15 protein-coding genes and 1 pseudogene are annotated in these 18,188 nt (G+C 66.8%); 10 read left to right on the top strand and 6 right to left on the bottom strand.

Translation table 11 applies throughout. From position 1 onward, the window contains the following. The first annotated feature begins 12 nt into the window (after positions 1–12). The 5 genes from ACFPZJ_RS37005 to ACFPZJ_RS36985 all read left to right on the top strand — a co-directional run bounded on the left by ACFPZJ_RS37005 (position 13) and on the right by ACFPZJ_RS36985 (position 4,200). The gene (locus ACFPZJ_RS37005; protein ID WP_381031069.1) at positions 13–348 is read left to right on the top strand and encodes a hypothetical protein; all 336 of its coding nucleotides are present in this window, start codon (positions 13–15) and stop codon (positions 346–348) included. Next, positions 345–1,514, top strand: a complete 1,170-nt coding sequence (locus tag ACFPZJ_RS37000) for a WXG100 family type VII secretion target (protein WP_381031067.1) — start codon at positions 345–347, stop codon at positions 1,512–1,514. The genes ACFPZJ_RS37005 and ACFPZJ_RS37000 overlap by 4 nt, the downstream gene beginning before the upstream one ends. Positions 1,515–1,729: 215 nt before the next feature. Then, positions 1,730–2,857: a hypothetical protein gene (locus ACFPZJ_RS36995; RefSeq protein ID WP_381031065.1), complete on the top strand. Its 1,128-nt coding sequence runs from the start codon at positions 1,730–1,732 to the stop codon at positions 2,855–2,857. Between the two features lie 821 nt (positions 2,858–3,678). Beyond that, the gene (locus tag ACFPZJ_RS36990) at positions 3,679–3,810 is read left to right on the top strand and encodes a hypothetical protein (protein ID WP_381031063.1); all 132 of its coding nucleotides are present in this window, start codon (positions 3,679–3,681) and stop codon (positions 3,808–3,810) included. An 87-nt stretch (positions 3,811–3,897) separates the two neighbouring features. Then, the gene (locus tag ACFPZJ_RS36985) at positions 3,898–4,200 is read left to right on the top strand and encodes a hypothetical protein (RefSeq protein ID WP_381031061.1); all 303 of its coding nucleotides are present in this window, start codon (positions 3,898–3,900) and stop codon (positions 4,198–4,200) included. Positions 4,201–4,592: 392 nt separating this feature from the next. Here the strand turns inward: ACFPZJ_RS36985 and ACFPZJ_RS36980 are convergent, their stop codons facing one another. Next, a complete protein-coding gene (locus ACFPZJ_RS36980) occupies positions 4,593–5,039 on the bottom strand; it encodes a cytidine/deoxycytidylate deaminase family protein (RefSeq protein ID WP_381031059.1) in 447 nt (148 codons plus the stop codon). A 520-nt stretch (positions 5,040–5,559) separates the two neighbouring features. Between ACFPZJ_RS36980 and ACFPZJ_RS36975 the strand changes: the two genes are divergently transcribed. The 4 genes from ACFPZJ_RS36975 to ACFPZJ_RS36960 all read left to right on the top strand — a co-directional run bounded on the left by ACFPZJ_RS36975 (position 5,560) and on the right by ACFPZJ_RS36960 (position 8,081). Next, positions 5,560–5,961 carry a hypothetical protein gene (locus ACFPZJ_RS36975; protein WP_381031057.1) on the top strand — a complete coding sequence of 134 codons (402 nt, stop codon included), beginning with the start codon at positions 5,560–5,562 and terminating at the stop codon, positions 5,959–5,961. Positions 5,962–6,125: 164 nt separating this feature from the next. After that, positions 6,126–6,539: a hypothetical protein gene (locus ACFPZJ_RS36970; RefSeq protein ID WP_381031055.1), complete on the top strand. Its 414-nt coding sequence runs from the start codon at positions 6,126–6,128 to the stop codon at positions 6,537–6,539. 79 nt (positions 6,540–6,618) lie between these two features. After that, entirely contained in the window at positions 6,619–7,749 is a 1,131-nt protein-coding gene (locus ACFPZJ_RS36965; RefSeq protein WP_381031053.1) for a hypothetical protein, read from the top strand. Positions 7,750–7,796: 47 nt separating this feature from the next. Continuing rightward, positions 7,797–8,081, top strand: coding sequence for a hypothetical protein (locus ACFPZJ_RS36960; RefSeq protein WP_381031051.1), 285 nt, complete (start codon positions 7,797–7,799; stop codon positions 8,079–8,081). Between the two features lie 1,111 nt (positions 8,082–9,192). Here the strand turns inward: ACFPZJ_RS36960 and ACFPZJ_RS36955 are convergent. From ACFPZJ_RS36955 to ACFPZJ_RS36940, 4 genes and pseudogenes are all read right to left on the bottom strand, one after another. After that, positions 9,193–11,367, bottom strand: coding sequence for an SUKH-4 family immunity protein (locus tag ACFPZJ_RS36955; RefSeq protein ID WP_381031049.1), 2,175 nt, complete (start codon positions 11,365–11,367; stop codon positions 9,193–9,195). 8 nt (positions 11,368–11,375) lie between these two features. Beyond that, a complete protein-coding gene (locus tag ACFPZJ_RS36950) occupies positions 11,376–15,908 on the bottom strand; it encodes a toxin glutamine deamidase domain-containing protein (protein WP_381031134.1) in 4,533 nt (1,510 codons plus the stop codon). Between the two features lie 208 nt (positions 15,909–16,116). After that, positions 16,117–16,701: a hypothetical protein gene (locus ACFPZJ_RS36945; RefSeq protein ID WP_381031047.1), complete on the bottom strand. Its 585-nt coding sequence runs from the start codon at positions 16,699–16,701 to the stop codon at positions 16,117–16,119. Positions 16,702–17,078: 377 nt separating this feature from the next. Next, positions 17,079–17,264, bottom strand: a pseudogene (locus ACFPZJ_RS36940) (LppU/SCO3897 family protein); the annotation flags it as partial. Between the two features lie 128 nt (positions 17,265–17,392). On the opposite strand from ACFPZJ_RS36940, the gene ACFPZJ_RS36935 reads away from it, so the two are divergent. Next, positions 17,393–17,821, top strand: a complete 429-nt coding sequence (locus ACFPZJ_RS36935) for a hypothetical protein (protein ID WP_381031044.1) — start codon at positions 17,393–17,395, stop codon at positions 17,819–17,821. A gap of 34 nt (positions 17,822–17,855) precedes the next feature. Here ACFPZJ_RS36935 and ACFPZJ_RS36930 read toward each other — a convergent pair whose 3' ends face one another. Next, on the bottom strand, positions 17,856–18,149 hold the full coding sequence (locus ACFPZJ_RS36930) for a hypothetical protein (protein WP_381031042.1): 294 nt from the start codon (positions 18,147–18,149) through the stop codon (positions 17,856–17,858). Positions 18,150–18,188: the final 39 nt, after the last annotated feature.

The raw sequence follows: 18,188 nt of genomic DNA, 5'->3' as shown, positions 1-18,188 counted from the left end.
GATGGGGGAAAAGTGGCTGACGAAGAGGCGTACTACGCGGACGGGGCAGGGAGAGGTCTAGCCAAAAATTTCGAGCTCCAGGCGTACGACTTGCGTGCCTATCTCAAGAAGTTCGAAAATGAGACTGGCGAAGAGGCAATCTCAGACGGATTTGGGTTTCTCACGGAATCGGACGAGGTCCGTAACGCTTACATCGAATACTCGGCGACCGCAGCCTCTGCAATGAAGGCCCTTCACGAACATCTGGATGCTATCGCTGACGCCCTGCGAAAGATCAACAAGAGCACTGAAGTGAATGACGAAGACGTTGCTGTGCTCTTCGGTAAGGGCTCCGGGGGGAACAAATGAGCGGCAAGGAGTCGGGCGCAGAGGAGATCATCGAGCTTGGCCTCGAAATTGTCAACCCTGGGGGCCGCCCGGATGAATTGAGGCAGGCCGCCAAGGCATGGCGGCAGCTCAAGGACGAGGTAGCGGGCGCTGATGGGTTACTCAAGGCGCTCGACAGGAATGTCGACGACACAGTCGGTCACACTTGGCGCGGCGAAGCTGCGGAAGCCTTCAGGGAGCATTGGCGTAAGGTCAAAGCTGCAGTCGAAGAAGGCGTCCAAGAGTACGACGACATCGCCCAGCAGCTCGAAGAAGTGGCCGATGAGATCGAGACCGTCAACGACGAGATCCACGCTATCTATGCCGAAATTGGTGTCTCGATCGGCGTCGGGGTGGCTTTGTCATTTGTGAGCTTTGGCGTCGCGGGTGGTGCCGCCGCCGCGAATGTCACGCGACTCGCCACACAGGCGATCCGCATTTCAGCCCGCCTCGGTGCGCTGCTCCGGCGCATTGCGGCGGCAATCCGGGCATACCAGCAGGCTGGGAAGATGACCAAGCTGGCTGCCAGTTTCTTCGTCAACTGGGCTGGAAACACTGGTGGCACGCTGATCGGCGCTGGCCTCTCCGGCCAGGACGTCGATGCTGCCAAGGTCTGGGAAGCAACCTGGCAGGGAGGACTTGCCGCAGCCGTTGGCACCCCTGCGGGCGCGGCGGCAGCCGGCAAGGCCGCGAAGATCATGGATGACATGGCTTCGCCGCCGGGCGCTCTTGCCAAGAATGTGATCGAGAACGCAACGGGCGGGGTCGTTGGTAATGTGGCCGGAGGGGCTGCCGTGGATGCCCATGCCGCTCTCACAACAAATGAAAACCCTGACTGGCTTAAGAATGCCCTGGTAAATGCGGCAGGCGGGGCAATTGGCGGAGGAACAGTCGGCGGCGTCGGACACTACAGGGAAACCATTCCTGTCGCTGAGGGCTGGGATACGTCACGATATGGGCAGCGCGGTGAGAACCCTGACTTTGCCATCGAAGTGCCCGCTGGCGGTGTAGGTGCTGGATTGGCAGGCGCAGGCGGAGAGCTTGCCGCGAGTGACGACCGGGACGGCAAGGAAAAGGACAAGGGCGCGGACGAGCCGAAGACAGCTTTCGGCCGTAAGCAGCGCAGTCTTGAGGAAGATTTCGGATGATGACAAGGTCCAGCATCCTGGCCCGCTGCTTGACGCTGTTGGGCCTCAGTATGTCGGCTGCGGTTGCCGTCGTACTGATCCAGCCCTCCGCTCGCCCACCCAGATGGGACCTGTTCACATGCCTCTTGGGGGCGGCAGTGGCTGCCGGCGGCGGAGTCTTTTTGCTCCGCCGCGGCCCTGCCGCTCACCTGGGTACGGAGGGCAGACACTGGTGGGTGGAGCAACGCAACGGTTGGGTCGGATTCGCCGCCTGGTCTTGGGTTGTAACTGCGTTTCTGGTCGCTTACTCAGCACTGTCACCAACGCCTGCAGCGTGGGAAATCGTTGATGCAGGTTCCGCGATGCGTACGACCGAGGTGGAGAAGGTTCTGTCCACCAAGTATGTAAGCAGCCAGCGCACTGGGCATTACACCTCCACCGTGCAGGTGTCGGTGCCCTTCGACCAAGGGCCCAAGACAGCGGAAGTGGAGATGACCTCGAGCAACAAGCCGAGCGCAGGAGAGGAGGTCTGGGTCCTCTTTGCGCCGGCGTCACCTGACCTGGAGGTCTTCGTCGGGGATCGGCAGTCGCTTGAGGAGAAGATCGGTGGGCGAGCAGACTACTGGACGATCTTCTTGACTCTGGGCTGCGTTGCCTTCTGCTGGTTCATGAACCTGTTCGGCCGCTGGCGCTCCGATCCCGTTGCTGGCCTCCACCGTTCGCGACAACAAGGCACACTCCACGTACTGCCCGTCTCTGTCAGAGGGGTGGGAGTAGCTCTGGATGAGCGCCCGGCCTCTGGATCTGCCACCAAACACCATAAGCCGCGCATTCACTTGACGTGCGCGGAGTTCGGTGAGCTGTTTCTGTATCTGGATGACATCGTTGACCCTGTTCCTCTGGCGCATCGGCTCATGGGCGTCCGGGGCCACGTCTACTGGCGACGGCCCACTCGGCAGCTCCCCTACGGCAATTCGGTCGGCTATGCCGTGCTGATCCTGGAAGGGAACCATTATGTCGCCGGATGGCTTGAATCACCGAACTCTTCAGTCGACCTGCCGTCGAGCGCACTTGTCCAAGCGGACCGGGAGCTTCCAGCGGTGGGCGAACTCCGAGCTCTTCATCCCATATCGGCCGTCGAGGTCAGCGCCAATTCCACCATCCTGAAGGCGCTCCTACTCGGCATCGTGGCACTCACCGTGGTCACATTTGGAGTCGGTGAGGTCGCGACAGTTGTTTTCGCCGCCGCATCTGTACTGGCAGTTCTAGTGGGCCGAAGGCGGGCGGGACGCCAGGTTCGGCGTCACCTGGAAAGTGTTACGCCAGGCCGCGATCTGAGCACTGGTTCGATCAGCGAAGCGTGATTGCTGTACCTGCTGCTACGGCCGACGCCCGCGGACGAGTGCAACCGGGGGAACCCGTCCACGAAAGTCTAGGGCTGGCGCGAGTTGCACATCCCCGGTTGTGACCGACACTGCTCGATCGGATCGGTACGGACGTGGGTCTCGGAACTCGCAAAACCACCCTATTCTTCTCGCTCGTGGCACCTGGAAATGCTGTAGTGACCTCGATCATAAACCTGAAGGGATCTCCTCAATGGGCCTCATCGTGCTTGTGGTTGGCGTAATCGGTATTGGAGCTGTGCTTTGTGCCGTTGCCGTATTTGCTGTCCTGCGCAGCCGCAGGGACTCGGGTTATGGTGACCCCGCCGATGGTACTTACTCGCAGCCCATGGGATATCCGCCCCAGCATGTGATGCCCCCGACCGTTCATCGGCCGCATCCTACCTCGACCGGGAATTATGGATACCTCACACCTCCAGGGCAGTCGCTGAACCAACCCAATCCCTACGCTCAGCAACCGCCGTACCAGGGCCAGTAGGTGTCCACTTGGTGCGGTGAGTGCCTATCGCATCAGTCCGAGCGCTGCATGCGGATGATGTATCGCTGTTGCGAACACACCCTTGCCCTTGTCGGTCTTCAGAAGAGCGAGGAGTGGCAGTTGCAGTGTGTTTCACTGTCAAGGGCTCCACTCGTGGTCCGCATGGAGCACCGCTGATGCGCGCGAACAATGCGTCAACGGTACGTCGCTGGCCAAAGGGCGCGGCAGACGGCGGTGCTTGGGTCGCCGGTGATCTCCCCTTTGGCGGAGTCATGATCGTCCCCAGCACCGGTGACATGTGTTCATGCAGCCATCGGACTGGCAGAAGTTCGCCGACGAGCGTGAGAAGGCCGACGCCTCGCGCATCGAGCGGGCGCAGCAGGCCGGGCTCACCGAGCTGGTGCAGAGGGAACCGAACATGACCTACGCGTACTAGCCGCCATGGCGCAGCGAGGAGGTCAGGCATCCCTGCAACTGACCCGTGCAAGCGGTATGGGGTACCTGCTGCGAGGAGCGAAGCTCGGTGGAGGGCCTGCTGGTGCTGTTCTTCGTGGTGATCGGAAGACTGGCGATCCTTGCTCTCGGCCGGCTCAGCAGGGGATGGCGGACGCGGCGCATTCTCGCCGTCTATCCCTGGCGTCAGCAGTCAGGGGCTGTGCGCGTCACCAAGGAAAAGGCGGTCTTCGTGCTGCCCGACCCCGACAGCCCTGACAAGACGGTGTCCCTGAAGATCGTTGCCGGGTCGTTCGGACCTGGACCCGCGAGGCGTTGCAGGACTATGACGACGAACTCTGGTACGCCGGTGACCCCGGCTTCGCCTGCGTGATCGCCAAGGTCGGGCAGAACCTGAGTTGCTTGGCCCAACCCACTGCCTACGACCAACGAACCTTCCCCCGCCGCACAGGCCTCAGCCCCGAAGCCCGCTGCCCCGCCCGCGCCATCGGTGCGCGGGTGGCTGAGTAACGGAGCCCGAGCCTGTAGCTCGTTGAGCCGAGTTGCTTGCAGGACCCGTGCGTCCGCAAGCACCAACGCCTTGCGGCTCAAGTGAGTCGGTACGGGAACCAGACCGTTGGTGTCGGCCTTTGGTGTCTTTGTGCCGGGCGGACTCAGTGGGAGCTCGGGGTTGTTGAGGCCGAGGAGAGCCGCGTGGACCTTGCCGGGGGTTGGGGAGCCATCGGCGTCAGAGGCCGGCGCGGTGGTGGTTGGAGGCCAGCGGTGTCAGTCCGTACTGAGTGGAGCGGTCTCTTCGGCCTCGAGTCGGTGGTCGGCCCAGACGTAGCTTTCGGGCAGCAAGTCGGTGATGAGGACGGTTCGGACGCGATCGGCTTCGCCGACGATGACCTTGAGGGCGGGGAAGTAGTCGAGCAGGACCTGACGGCAGCGGCCGCACGGGGGGACGACCCCGCGGTCGCGGTCGCCCACGGCGACGATGGTGTCCAGCTCGTAGGCGCCCTGGGCGGCTGCCGTGCCGATGAGGACCAGCTCGGCGCAGGGGCCTCCCGTGAAGTGGTAGGCGTTCACGGCGGTGACGATCCGGCCGTCCCGGGCGCGGGCGGCAGCTGCCATGGTGTGGTTGTCGCCCCGGCAGCGAGTGCGAGCGACGTGGGCGGCGGCCTGGATGAGTTCGTGGTCGACGTGGTCGACGCCCTGGCCCTGCGTGGTCATCTTCTCTGCCTTCGTCGGGTATCAGGTCACGTTGGGCCGCGTTGCGGGTGTGCGCAAGCCCCGATCGGTGGGTCCGTACGGATCTTCGCACTGCACGCAGATGCGGAAGCCTCTGCCCGGTGGCCCGGTGGCCCGGTGGCCCGGTGGCCCGGTGGCCCGAGCGCATCGAGAGCGACGCCGTGCGTTGCATGCGTGTAAGTGATCAACGATCCGCAGCGTCTCGACGGGCCTGCGGACCACACACCTACAAAATGCGGCCAGGTCTGTGGGGGACGATTTCGGGTGAGCGCAACGGACCGCAATCGGGAGACCGCCGAGCGGGCGAGGGCCTTGGTGCCTGCGGGCGAGGTGCTGCGGCCGATCATGGGGTCAACCTGGCGGAGAGAGCGCCTATGCCAGGCTGTTTCCGGCGGCCGTGGGCTCTGCGGTCCGAGCGCCGTACGCTCGGGAGCTGGTTGATGCTCCCCATGTTCTGGTCTGTGAGGCTCTACGAGACACCTGGAACCCGATCGAGGCGCTCGTGGAAGCGTTCACGGAGCGTGAGTCGAAGAAGCCCGGCAAACCGTTCCACGGGGGATGGAACAGCGTGGCCGGCCACCTGGCCCGCGCCATCGTTCCCCGTACCAGGAACAGCAAGGCCGTGGTGTTGCAGGTCACCGACCGCCGCCTGCAGCTCGTGTATGTGTTCCGCGCGCGTTCCTTCACCGGCGCACCCGGTCCGGTCGAGGTGGGCTGGTCCACGGATCTTCGGAACGTGACCTGTATCCGCGACCGAAGTGATGTAGCGGGCGGCGACCACGAGATCGCCTTTGTCGACGGCTCGTGGTGCTCGGTCCACTTCGGGGGCTTTGGCTGGAGCCGCATGGCGTCGGTGTTCCCGCTTCGGCTGAGCCACCTGGACCAGGTTCCGTACAGGGGATGAGCGGCCCGTGTGCACGGACGTCTGAAAGGACGAATGCGCGGCACGCGTCGCTGAGTTGACACAACCTACGAGGTTTCTGCACCGCCGGTGTGTTGAAGCGTTCACAGGTGCGTTGGTAGTTTCACGCCGGTCGATTCACGCCGACCCTCCCGATGAGGTATCCCTTGAACAGCGCGCCCGACAGTTCCGGCAAGCCCGTGGACGACTCCGAGTTCCTGGAGATGGCCCAGCAGGACCCCGTTCAGGTCAAGATCCTGCGGCAGTCCCTGGAGCATCTCGCCTCGGGGCTGGGAGGTGACGCGCTCAAGGAGATGGCCCAGGAGGTCCTCTCCGGGCGTATGGGGCTGCGCGATGCCGCCAATGTGTCGGCGTACGCCGAGCAGGCCGTGGAGCAGGCGGCTCCCCTTGCCGAGAAGTGGGCATCCCTGTCCGACAGCGAGCGGGAACAGCTCGCGGCGGAGGGTGAGCGCCGGCTCGAGGAGGAGCGGCGGCAGCTCGATGACGAGCGGCGTGCGGAGTCCGAGAACCGGTCGGGTACGAAGTCGCGTCACGACGGGCGTGGTTGGTCCTTGTACTGAGGGGCTGAACCTGGGGACCGGTGTCCGTGCCCTGAGGCCGGTTCGCCGATGGGTCAGTGATGCAGGCGATGGGAGAGAAGTGAACTTCCGTGTGGAACCCGGTGCGATCGACGGCTTCTCGAAGCTGGTGGGGCGTGCCGCGGAGGGCAGTGCGCAGGCCGTCTCGTACACCACCACTCACGCGCAGATCGAGAAGTCGGTGGGTGGAGAGGCCTGGGACCTCGTCGCGGGTGAGCACGAGCGTTATGTGAGCGAGGCCAAGAAGGCTCTGGAGAGGGTCAAGAGTGTTCTTGAGGCGTCCGGGAAGGAACTGGCGGGCACGGCCAAGTACTACCGGGAGACGGACCTGGACGAGGCGGCCAAACTCGACGCCACCTACCCGGGCTCCAAGGTGTCGGGCGGGGCTTCCGGGGGCGACCCGCAGGACTTCTCCGACGCCGGTGACGCCGTGGACACGCTGAAGCCGCCCGGTGACCCCACCAACCCCCTCGCCAAGTACGCGTCGGGCCACGCGGACGAGTACAAGATGAACCCGGTGCAGAAGACGCTCGGCAGCGTCCTCGACCTGGGCAGCCCCTCGGCCATGGCCGTGGAGGCGTCCAAGCTGCTCTTCGACTTCGACCCCTTCGGCGTCTGCACGAACTGGGTGTTCGGGGACTGGAACAAGTACAACGACTGCTCGGACGTATGGGGGAATCTTGCGTCGTTCTGCGACGCGGTGGCGGCCAACGTGCGCAAGGGCAACCAGAACGTCGGTCTCAGCTGGGACGGCAACGCCGCGAACGCCGCCACGGTGTACTTCGACGAGTTCTGCAAGAAACTCGACGAGATCAAGGAGACGTTCAAGTCCCTCCAGGAGTGCTACGCGCAGGCGGCGCAGATGGCGTTCCAGTTCGCCGAGTTCCTCAAGTCGTTCCTGGTGATGTTCTGCGACCTGCTCGTCATCTGGCTGGTCAACCTCCTCGCGGCGCAGGCCGTCAACGCGATCCCCGTCGGCGGACAGGCCGCTTCGGTGGCCATGTTCGCCCTGGCCGCGGCACAGGCCATCCGGCTCATGCAGATGTGGGCCGAGGCTGCCAAGGCGTTCGACACGTTCGCGTCGGCGTTGAGCGCGCTCGGGGTGGTCATGTCGGCCGCCGTCAACGGCTTCTCGGCGGCGGACGGGTTTCCTCAGGTGGGCACCGGTGGTTACGACCATGCCGCGGTGTGAGCGACATACGCGATCCGTGGGTTGGAAAGGGAGAGAACGGTCCGGTCATGAGTTTCTTCGGTGGGGGCAGTGGCCTCGAGCTCTTCCTCTCGCGCTGCCGCATCATGAGCGTCGGGTCCGTACCCGTCTGCCTGGCCGCCATGGTCTTCTTCATCAAGGAGGAGGGCTGGCACTTCAGCCTTCTCCTGTGCGGCGTCCTGCCGTTGGTGGCCGCTTACCTGGCGATCAGGGGCAATCGCGAGATCCGTGCGGGGATGGCGGCGTCGGGGCTCGCCCTCGCCGTCGCCACGCTGCCGTTGACGTTCGTACTGGCGTCGCTCGAGGGCTCCTAGAGGAGGAGCGGGGCAGAGGGGCACCGCGGGAGCGGCCTGCAGCCTCTCCGCTCGCCCCTCGGGCCGGTCGTCGGCAGCTGAGCTCCGCTGCCATGACATCGGATGACGGCGGTGAGGCGGCGAACCGGTCGGAGGGGACGGACGGAACGGACGTGCAGTCGCCGTCCTCCGGGGTGAGCGCGAACGAACTGCGCGCGCAGTTCCAGGCTCACGGGCGACCGGCAGGAAGGAGTCCCCAGGCGTACCAGGGCGGTGACAATTGCCCGGTGGTCGACAGGGCGCAGCTTCCCGATCTGGTGGCGTAGCGACTCCGCGAAAGGTGACCGTGACCTGCCCTGTCTCATCGGAGGACACGGTAAGCAGGCGCGGGAGGCGTTCGGCCAGGTCGCGAATCCATGGTCAGAAGCCTGGTTCTCCAGCATTCGGCAGAGCTCTGTCCAACGGCGAGGGGAGTGTCGCGGAGCTCCGACGCAGCCAACGCCCACAGAGCCGGGTGAGCCGTGAGCAGCTCTGGCAATTCCGCCTCTTCGGCCTGCGTATCGACCGGCAGCCGGAGAGCGAGCTCATTGTCGGACGGCAGAAAGGTCCATCGCTTGTCCGCCTCACACTCAATGATGAACCGGACCATCGACCTCGCGGATCGGTGGAAATGGCCCACCATGTCCTGCGTGAACCGACTTGGCTCGTTCGAGGTCACGAGACCGTCGGCCCAGTGAACGTTCGCGGGCAGAGCGACCCCGTCCCGTGGGTTCGCCCGCGCGGCGTCAGCCAGTGAGTGCCCCTCGTGTGCGACACCCCACTCCTGGAGAAGATGCCGGGCGTTGTCACCCGCGTCCAAGCTCCGACTATCCAAGTGGACGGCGTCCGGCATTCGTGCGAAGGGTTCGCGGAGCAACTCGGTCCTGCCCGCACCGGCCGCACCGCGGGCCGCTAGGGTCGGATACCACCGATCAGGCGCCGCCAGCCAACTCCGACCTGCTCCAGGGCCCTGTCAGGGGTCAACTCCACCCGATGCTCGATTCAGCCGGTGAGCAATATGACGCGAGAGGTGTTCGGGCAGTGCTGTTCCGCGAGAAGGCGAGGCGATGACATGCACGGCAGCAGCCCGGCGTCAGTCGTTGTGGAGCGCGTACGTCCACGCCTCCGCCTGGGAGCCCTGCGCGTCGACCTCCCAGACGGCATCTTCGATGTGCTGCCGGAACAGATGGTCTTCGTCCCGGTTCTCCAGCGTCCAGAGAATGCGACGTCCGGTGATCCACCACGTGATCATGACCAGGAAGCGGTCGAGGGATGTCGCGACGAGGAAACCGTCGAGTCCGCTCTCGTCGGCGTTCCGGGGCATGCGCAGGACGTGGCCTGAGGGGCCGTCGATCACGATCTCGGCGCCCATCCACAGACCGATCTGGAAGAACGGACCGCTTTCTGCGGGCTGTTCGATACCCTTGGTCCAGGCCAGTTCCCACAGGAATTTGTCGTAGTCAGGCTCCAGCCTGATTCCCTTTTCTTCCATGACGGGAAGACCGATGCTGGTGAGTACCCGGCGGGCCGTTTCGTCGGTGAGTCCGGTCGGCAGGTCTTCCGGTCGGGTGCGCAGAACGGGCGCGTTGGGGAAAAGCTTTGCCAAATCGGCCGCGGTCGTCGTGGAGGCGCTCATGAGGAGAGTGGGGCCTGCGGCTGTCTTTGCGCCAAGGAGAGGAGCCCCGCGGAGGGGAGTGAGGACGTGCTCTGCTTCCGCATCGGCGGCTTCCACGGCGAAGACACCACCGGGGCCGGCGAACACGGTCAGGTCGCCCATACGCAGTGAGACAGGCAGGAACTCGTCATCGGGTCCCTCCTCGCTGTCGTTGTGAGCCAGGAGTTCGCGTCGACGGGTCGGGCCGGCCCGGCCCGTCTCCGGCGGCCAGGTCAGTGCATTCGTGGCTTCGTCGGGGAAGTCCTCGTCGAACCAGGGGCCCGCTACAAGCTCTGCGGTCTGCGCGTCCCACACACGCACACCCTTGTCCGAGGCATTTGCGGCCACCGCCGGGCGACCGTGCCAGCGCACGTCGAACAGGGCGTAAACGGGACCGGGTTCGAGGTAGCTCGGGTCGTAGCCGCCCGGGGGGCGCCAGTGGGTCCATCGGGTCTTCCAGGGAAGACGTACGCCGGATTGTTCGATGGCGGCGCACAGTTCAACGTCGTTGCGCGCCTTGGCCATCAGGTGCAGCCACGCCGCCCACTCGCCCTGATCCGTCGGCGCCACCCCGTACATCCACAAGTACACCGCGTCGGCGGCTGCGTTGGAACCTGGCACTGATCCGTCATGCGCGCAGTGGGCTGCGTCCAGGAGTGCGTTCTGCGGAAGGTTGGCCAGGACGCCGCCGTCTCGCAGCAGCTCGTCGAACTCGCCTGCCTGTACCGCGTGCATGGCCAGACCCTGGGCGGCGTAACGGCCCAGCGGGCCGGAGGCGGCCCAACCGTCCGGGTGCCGCAGCCGGGGAGCGAGCTCTCGCAGCCACCGGGCCATGTGGCTGTTGACCTGCTTGCTCAACTCGGCCGGTGTCTCACGGCGCAGAGCTTCGGCCACCGCTTCGTCGGCGAAGGAGACGTCCGCATCGGTCACGGTGAGGACTTCGGGGAAGCGGGCGGCAAGCTCGCGCAGGGCTGCCTCGTCGTAGTCCGGGGCTCCGGCGGCTCGGGCCAGCTCGTTCCAAGCTTCCCAGGGCACACGTCGTGGCTCGGACAGGGCCAGTGCCCGCAACTGCGGAGACTGCGAGGCGGTTACGACTGCGGCCGCGCGTGCGGTCTGAGGGCCGTCGGGCGAGGTGTCGTCAAGCCAGAGCTGGGGCCAACGGCGCGGCCGTGCGTCAGGAGCCGGGGGCGGCGTATCGACCACAACGCTCGGCCCGGCGAGGGCGAGACGTTCCGACACCCGTTCACGAACGAGAGACGGCTGGGCGGACCTGCGGGTGAGCCCTGCCTGGCCTGCGTGTGTGATCAGAACCAGCTTGCCGGCCCCGTGCCGACGGACGGCCTCGCGCCAGGTATAGGGATGCGCCTTGTCCTCGGGCACCCCGATGAGCCTGAGAGCGCTTCGGAACACATCTTCCGCATCCGCTGCCGTGGCATCGAGCAACACGCTTTGGGTGATGTGCCGGTGCACTTCTTCAAGGACGTCCGTCGTGCCGGTGACGCTGACGACTTCCACATGCTTCGTCTGGGGGTCGCCGTCGCCCCACCAGTCACGTATCTGTGCGACTGCCTGGTCCGGAGCGACGCGTTCGGGGCCGTGGGACGACTCGGACATGGAACTCCCTACTGCGGCGGATTGACATGCAGCATAGCCTTCGCCCAAACCGAGCCGATGGCTGAGAGATGACGATCCATCTCGGCCTGCATCTCATCCTCATTCTCAGTGCGTATCTTCTTCACCCTGTTGGCTATCTGCTGGTCGGTGAGCCCGCTCTTTTCCTGCTGGCTCTTCAACTTCGCCCGCGCCGCCTCCCGCTCGGCCACACCTTCGGGATCGGTCCGGTATGTGGTGCTGTAGTAGACGGGAACCCTTCCGTCCTTGAATTCTGGGTGCGTACGCAGTCGTGTCGAGCAATCGGCGTGCCCCTGCCCGGAACCGCACGGCTCACGCTCCGTGTAGAGGCCGGCTATTCGGTACTTCTTACCTTCCGGACCGGAGTTCGTCCTGTCGAACCAGTCGAGAAGATGTTTCTCCGAGTGCCTGGGAGTGACACCGGTGGGGTCCGCCGGGACTGAGGAGTCGACAACGAAGGTGCTGTTTCCGTTGTTGTCGACGACTTCGATGACGGCGTAGTTCTTGCCCGAGAAATCGGGCTTGTGTGGCGCCATGGCGTCGATGAGGGCGTTGACCTGGGCATTGGTGGGGCTGGCTTTGTGTTCTCCGGTGACTCGATGATGGAGTTCGGAGATGTTCTTGTTGGTCTCCGGATCCGAACGGTACATCTTCGGGAACTTCGCGTTGGCCTCGTCGCGGGCCTCGGAGCTGCGAGCCCGAGGGTTGTCGGAGGCCACGTCGGGTGTTCCGTCGGAGCGCGTGGAGCCCGCGTAGGGGCGGCCGTCCCGGTCGTGCTCGGGATTGTGGCCCACTCCCTGGCTCTCATGGAATCCGAGGCTGAGCCGGGCGAGTGAGGCGACGACGGCGTACCGCTGTCCGTCGTTCATCTGACGGAAGTCGTCGCCCAGCGCGTCTTCCAGTTCCTGGCGCGTGAAGGCGGTGGGTGGAAGGTCCGTGTCGCCGTTCTCACGGGCCTGATGGTACGCGTCCATCCGGTCCGCGGCGGCCTGCAGGAGCGGCGTCAGACGGCCTTCGTCCGCCCAGTTCCGCAGACTGTCGTGCACGGGATCCAGCCCGATGCGGTAGACCTTCAGGCCGCGCGCAGCATCCGGGTCGTAGTCCTTGTGTTCGTCCCGGTCGTCGCTCGGGTAGTTGCGCACCGTCTGTTGGGGCGAGTCCGGAGGGAGGTTCTGGTGCTCCTCCGTCCTGTCCTCCGGCTTGGGCAACGACTTGTTGCGCTCTTCCCGGGTGGGGTCGTCAGGCAGATTCTGGTTGTTCTTCTTCGGATCTGCGCCTGCTGGATCCTCCGGCGGCCGACGGTCGGTCCCGGCGGGGGCTGCTGGGAACTGTCGGCCGGCCTGGTTGGTGCTGTGGGAACGTGAGCGGTCACTGGTGGACCCACCGTCGGGCGAGACCGGCTGCCTGTTCCCGTCCAGCGGAATCGCGAAGACCCCGTGGTCCCCGCTGTGCAGCGGCTTCGAGCTCTGCTGCCCCGTCTGGGCGTCGATGTAGGTGATCTCGCCGTTGTGGTTGACGGCATTCCACGCGTGTGCCCGCCCGTTGGCGTCCTGCGTGATGATCACGGCCTGGGAGCCGTGCCCGCTGTCGCGGAGAGTGTTCTCCAGGCGGTTGAAGGCGTCGCGGCCGTTGCCCAGGTCGTTGAAGCGGGCGCCCAGTGTGTTCTCGATGCGGTCGCGGCCGCCCTTCTCGCCGCGGTCCGAGGGGTTGCCGTCGGCGTCCAGGTCGGGCGTACGGCTGGCCGCTGCGGTGGGGTTGCCCGCGTACGTGTCCACCACGGACAGGGCCACGTCGACGCAGTTGTTGTTGCGGCCGGGGGCGTCTCGGCCTTCGCCGTTGATGCGCTCGACCCAGGGGCCGTCTGCCGGGTTCGGCGGTCGGGTCGGGTCGCCGTTCTCGTCTCGGGGGACCGAGTTCTCGAGGGCGTCCTGTTCACCCCGGGTGGGTTCGATGACGCCCCCCGGGGGGGTGGTGTTGCGGGTCTCCGAGGCCGGGGTCGGGGGGTGCTTCGGCTTCGGGTGGTCCGAGGAGCTCTGCTGGTTGGGGTTGGTGGGGGTGGAGTCCGGGGTCTGCGTGGTGGGCTGGTGGGGCCGGTTGCTCGGCACTTGGGTCACGTGGTGGATCGGGACCGGGGTGACCTGGGGCTGCTGTTGCTGGTTGGGGTTGTTCGCCGACTGCTGCTGGGTGTTGGGCTGCGCGCCCGGCTGGTTCGGAGTGTTCGGCGTGCCGCCCGCAGGCTGGTGGGGTGGCCTTGCGGGGGTGGACCCGGCGCTCGGTTGATTGGGTGTGCCCGCCGTGCCCTGAGTGGTGGGGCCGGGCTGCGTCGAGGAGTTCGGGGTTCCGCTGCTCGGCGTCGAGGTCCGCTCGGGACCGGTACCGGTCGAGGTGGAGGGCGTCGACGTGGGGGCGCTGGTGGACGGCGATGCCGTCCGGGTGGGCGACGACTGGCCCGGGTTCTGATTCGGGGCCGTCGTGCTCGGGTTCTGGCTGGTGGCCGGGTTCGTATTCGAGCTCTGGCCAGGGGTCGTACCGGGGGTGTTCCGGGGCGTGCTGCCGTCGCCCGGCGTCGTGCCAGGGGCGTTGCGGGACGGCGTACCGTCACCCGGCGTCGTACCTGGGCTGTTCCTGGGCGGTGTCCGATCGCCCGGCGTCGTACCAGGCGTGTTGCGCGGCGCCGTGCTGTCGCCCGGCGTCGAACCAGGGGTGGCGCGCGGCGGAGCCCCGTCGCCCGGCGTCTTGCCAGGCGTGCGCTGCGTCGGTATTCGGCCGTCCGGCGTGCTCGGGGTGCTCGGCGTCCCCGGCGTACGCCCGTCCGCCGCACCAGGTATTCGGCCGTCCGGCGTCGGAGTGCTCCGAGACGTCGTCGGCGACGTGGGACTCGGCGTCGAAGCAGGCCCCGTCCCCGCGGGAGACGGCGTACCAGGCGTGCTGCCGGAAGGATTCCTCGCCGCACCCGAGTTGGCGCTCGGGCTGGTCGGGCCCGTCCCCGCCGGCGTACCGCCGGACGCCCCCGCACCCTGGGGCGAGCCGCCCGCGACACCCGCGGTGGCTGGCGCCACAGGCGACGTAGGCATGGCCGAGCCGCCGTCCGTACGGCCACCCGATCCCCCCGACGAGGGGTCGGCCGTCGGCGCCGTAGGGGCGGCGTTGGCCGCGGTGGGCGCGGTGGCGGCCAGGCCGTCGATCTGGGTGCCGATCGATCCGCCCCCCGGCGAGGACGACGTACCGCCGGACGCCGCGGACGTGGGCGCGGACTGCGGAGTCGGGGACGACAGGCCGGATACGGGGGAGCCGCCGCCCGAGTGCGAGGGGCCGGACGTGCTCGGAGTGCCGGACGAACCGTTGGAGCCCGCACCGCCAGGTGAGGCTCCGCCCGGCGAGGGGTCGTCGAAGTCCGACAGCGACGGCCCTGACAGAGCGGGCGTCGGCCTCGGGTACGAGGTGTCCGAGGAGGACGGACTCCCCGAGTCCGACCCGGAACCGGAGTTGGGGCCCGCCCCGACATCCGGCGCGCCGATGTCGTTGCCGCCGGTGTCTGCGGATATCCCGCCGCCTATGTTCACGCCAGGGCCGCTGCCGTTGCTCGCGCGTGTCGGCGTCGAGGAGTCCGACCCCGACGAACTCGCGTCGAAAGACGAGGAGTTGGACGACGATGAGTCAGAACTCCCCGCCCCGGAGTCCTTGCCGCTCCCACTGCCACTGTCCTTGCCGTCTACGCCGCTGCCGCTATTGCTCCCACCGTCGCTGCCCGGCGTCCCCGACACCCCGTCGTACCCGTCGATACGGCTGTCGATCGCGTCCCGGGCCCGGCTGCCCGCCTTCTGGCCCAGGCTGTCGCGCACGCCCTCGGCGAAGGTCTGCGGGCTCTGTCGGAGGGCCTCCAGACCTGCCTCTCCGCCTGCCTTCATGGTGGTGCCGAGGTCGTAGCCCTCCTGGGCACCGAAGCCGACGTTCACCGTCTGGCGGACTAGGTCGGTGATCATCGCCTCGACCGCGGAGATCGCGGGCTCCTTCAGCGTCTCGATGAGCGCCTCGATCATCGCCTGTTTGAGCTCGTCCAGGATGCGCCGGACGATTACGCGGGCGGCCTGGGTGGCGCCCATTCCCGCGACCGAGGACAGACCGAAGGTGACCGGTGCGGCGGCCGCGGCGGCGGCGATCTGAATGGCGAGGGCGATCAGTTGGGCGATCACCGCCCATTTGGCGAACTCGACCAGGTAGGCGCAGGCCTCCAGGACGTTCGCGATGAGGTAGGCGGCCTGGGCGGCGTTCGCGAGGTAGCCGTCGGAGCCGTCTCCGCCGTCGAACTTCTTGTACGTCTTCCGGAACGCGTCGATCGAGTCGCCGGCGTTGTGTGCCACCACCGTGCCCGCGACGGTGTTCGCCCTGGTGTGCAGCTCGGTGACGTCGTCGCCGAACTTCCGCCAGAGCTCGGCGCAGTCTCTGAGCTTGTCCTCGTTCGCCGTCGGCCACTTGTAGCCGAGCATCTCGAGAACCCATTCGAGCTCGTCCGGCAACATCATCGCCACAGCAGCACGCACCCCCGTCAGACAGCACGGCCGTACAACTCCCTCACCCGTCAAGGGAAATCACACAGGAGTACAGCCGCCCGCAAAGTTTACGGACTCATCTACAGGCGACTTCAGAGGGTTGCTGTCACAAATCTGTTGCAGGTCCGCGCCGTTGCCCGAGAGCGGCCGCGGTCCGCGGCGGTCGTCCGCCGCCGTTACGTCAGGGCGTACGGCCCTTCGTGCGCTGCCGGTGTCCCTTGACGTCGGGAGCGCCGATGTGGCCGGTCGCGCGCTCGGACTCGCCGAGCCAGATGTGCGGGACGTGCTGCTGGACTGCCGCGACCATCTGCTGCCGGCAGGGGGCAGGGAAGGGCAGACGGTAGCGCAGGCGGGGAAGTTGGGGGTGCAACGGCTCCTCGTCGCGGACCAGGGCCCACAGGACCGGGTCGTCCCGGTCGATGGGGCCGGTCGGGAACAGCTCCAGGGAGTAAACCTTCTGGTGGCTGCCCATCTTGCTCCAGTACAGGCCGACACCCGCGAGGCTCTGCCAGGCGATGACGTTGCGGCGATCTGCGTTCTCGACCCACAGGCCCGTGTGGTCCACGAGGATCCTGGTGCGGCGACTCGCCCAGTTGGCGGTGAAGAGGAACACGCCCACGACACCGAGCGCGAGCATGAACACCAGGCCCACGAACCCCGCGACGCTGGACTCCCCCTTCTGGTTCCCGGTAGCAACCACGACGGCGCCGATGACGCCGACGACGCCGAGCGCGATGAGGACGACGGAGCAGGGGAGCCCGGTCATGGCGCCGCGGCGGCCGGTACGAATGACCGTGGCATCGGGAGCGGGGGAGGGCGTCTGCGAGGGCAACATGGTGCGTGAGCCTCGAATTCACCCACTGCCCCGTCATGACGACGTACGGCCGGGAACGCGGCGGGGAACAGGTACAGGTGCGGGTGGCGAAGCGGCGAGTGCGGGGCCCGGTCCCGCCCGGCATGGACGAGTTCAGGGTGCGTCTTCCAGGGGTGAAGTGACCGGGGTTCGTGGGGGAACGACCTCGGGAGGCGCGGAACGCGCGCGGCAGTCTCATGGTTCTCGGGGCGATACTGACTGTCGCGAGAAACCGGCCGGCCGCAGCCCACGCCTGCGAGCTGCGGCCGGAAACCGAACCGAATCCCGGGTCAGACCTTGGTGAAGCACATCGTGTAGTCGAAGCCCCGGTGGTCGTCGTGCTGGATGCCGTAGTCGTACCCCGAACCGCATTCCTGGCCTTGACCGGGCATCAGCCCACCCGTCTGGTACTCGGCCTCGGGCGAGCCGCAGTCGACGACCGTGGGCACCGGCTCGCCCTGCGGGTCCGCGACCTTGACGCAGTCGCCGGCGCAGGCTGTCCGCCGGTGTCAGTCGGGCCACCACCGGGGCGGCACTCCCGGACGTGAGGGGAGATACTGCCGAAGGGCAAGGCAAAGGGCAAGGAGCGGCGAGGAGAGGCGACATGACCAGGCAGCCCGACAACTCACGGAATCCACAGGGCGCTTCGCAGGACCGCGGGGTACTGGACGAGGCACTCGAACCGGAGCAGATCCGCTCCCTGAACTCCGCCCTGCGCAAGCTGACCGAGACCGACGGCGTCAGCAAGGACCTGCAGGAGGCGGCCAAGAGGATGCTCTCCGGCCGCCTCGCCCTGCGCGACGCCCTGGACGACCCCGCGGTGGCCCGCGCCCTGGGCTCGGGCATGTCCTCCCTGCGCGGTCAGTGGGAGTCGCTGTCGGAGGAGGAGCGCGAGCAGATCAGGCGAGGGGAGGCACCGGCGGGCGGAGACGCCCCCTCGGGGCCGTCCGAGCCGAGGAGCTCGAAGGACCAGTCCTCGCAGTCCGGCAAGAAAGGCCAAGGACGGCACAGCGGCGGGTTCTCGCTGTACTGATCACGGACGCCTACTGATCACGGACGCCTACTGATCACGAAGACTGTTGCTGCTTGCGGTACAGCGCGATGGCCGTCTCGGTCGGGTGGTTGGGGACGGTGACGGTCTCGCCGGTCTCCTTCGAGACGACGATCTTGCTGCCGCCGGGCGGAGCGGGCTGGGGCCGCCCGGCGGCGTCCGTGACGGGCGGGAACACCGCGCACACCAGGTACCCGATGTCGAACTCCTCGACGCGCAGCTCCGCTGGGGTGCCGTCCGGCAGCTTGGGCTCCGCATACCGGCTGCGCACGATGTCGAGGACCTGCTCGGGGGTCGTCGGCGGTGTCACGGATCGCTCTCCTTGTTCTCTTGGCGGGATCTACCGGGG

Source organism: Streptomyces bullii (genome assembly GCF_042657145.1).
Classification (GTDB): domain Bacteria; phylum Actinomycetota; class Actinomycetes; order Streptomycetales; family Streptomycetaceae; genus Streptomyces; species Streptomyces bullii.
Note: the sequence above shows the minus strand (reverse complement) of the source record. Positions and strands in the feature narration are given on the sequence as shown.

Excerpts from the sequence above, each read along its gene's own strand:
- ACFPZJ_RS37000 (WP_381031067.1), top strand. The coding sequence starts at position 345 with ATGAGCGGCAAGGAGTCGGGCGCAGAGGAGATCATCGAGCTTGGCCTC.
- ACFPZJ_RS36990 (WP_381031063.1), top strand. The coding sequence starts at position 3,679 with ATGCAGCCATCGGACTGGCAGAAGTTCGCCGACGAGCGTGAGAAGGCC.
- ACFPZJ_RS36980 (WP_381031059.1), bottom strand. The coding sequence starts at position 5,039 with ATGACCACGCAGGGCCAGGGCGTCGACCACGTCGACCACGAACTCATC.
- ACFPZJ_RS36960 (WP_381031051.1), top strand. The coding sequence starts at position 7,797 with ATGAGTTTCTTCGGTGGGGGCAGTGGCCTCGAGCTCTTCCTCTCGCGC.
- ACFPZJ_RS36955 (WP_381031049.1), bottom strand. The coding sequence starts at position 11,367 with ATGTCCGAGTCGTCCCACGGCCCCGAACGCGTCGCTCCGGACCAGGCA.
- ACFPZJ_RS36950 (WP_381031134.1), bottom strand. The coding sequence starts at position 15,908 with ATGATGTTGCCGGACGAGCTCGAATGGGTTCTCGAGATGCTCGGCTAC.
- ACFPZJ_RS36945 (WP_381031047.1), bottom strand. The coding sequence starts at position 16,701 with ATGACCGGGCTCCCCTGCTCCGTCGTCCTCATCGCGCTCGGCGTCGTC.
- ACFPZJ_RS36935 (WP_381031044.1), top strand. The coding sequence starts at position 17,393 with ATGACCAGGCAGCCCGACAACTCACGGAATCCACAGGGCGCTTCGCAG.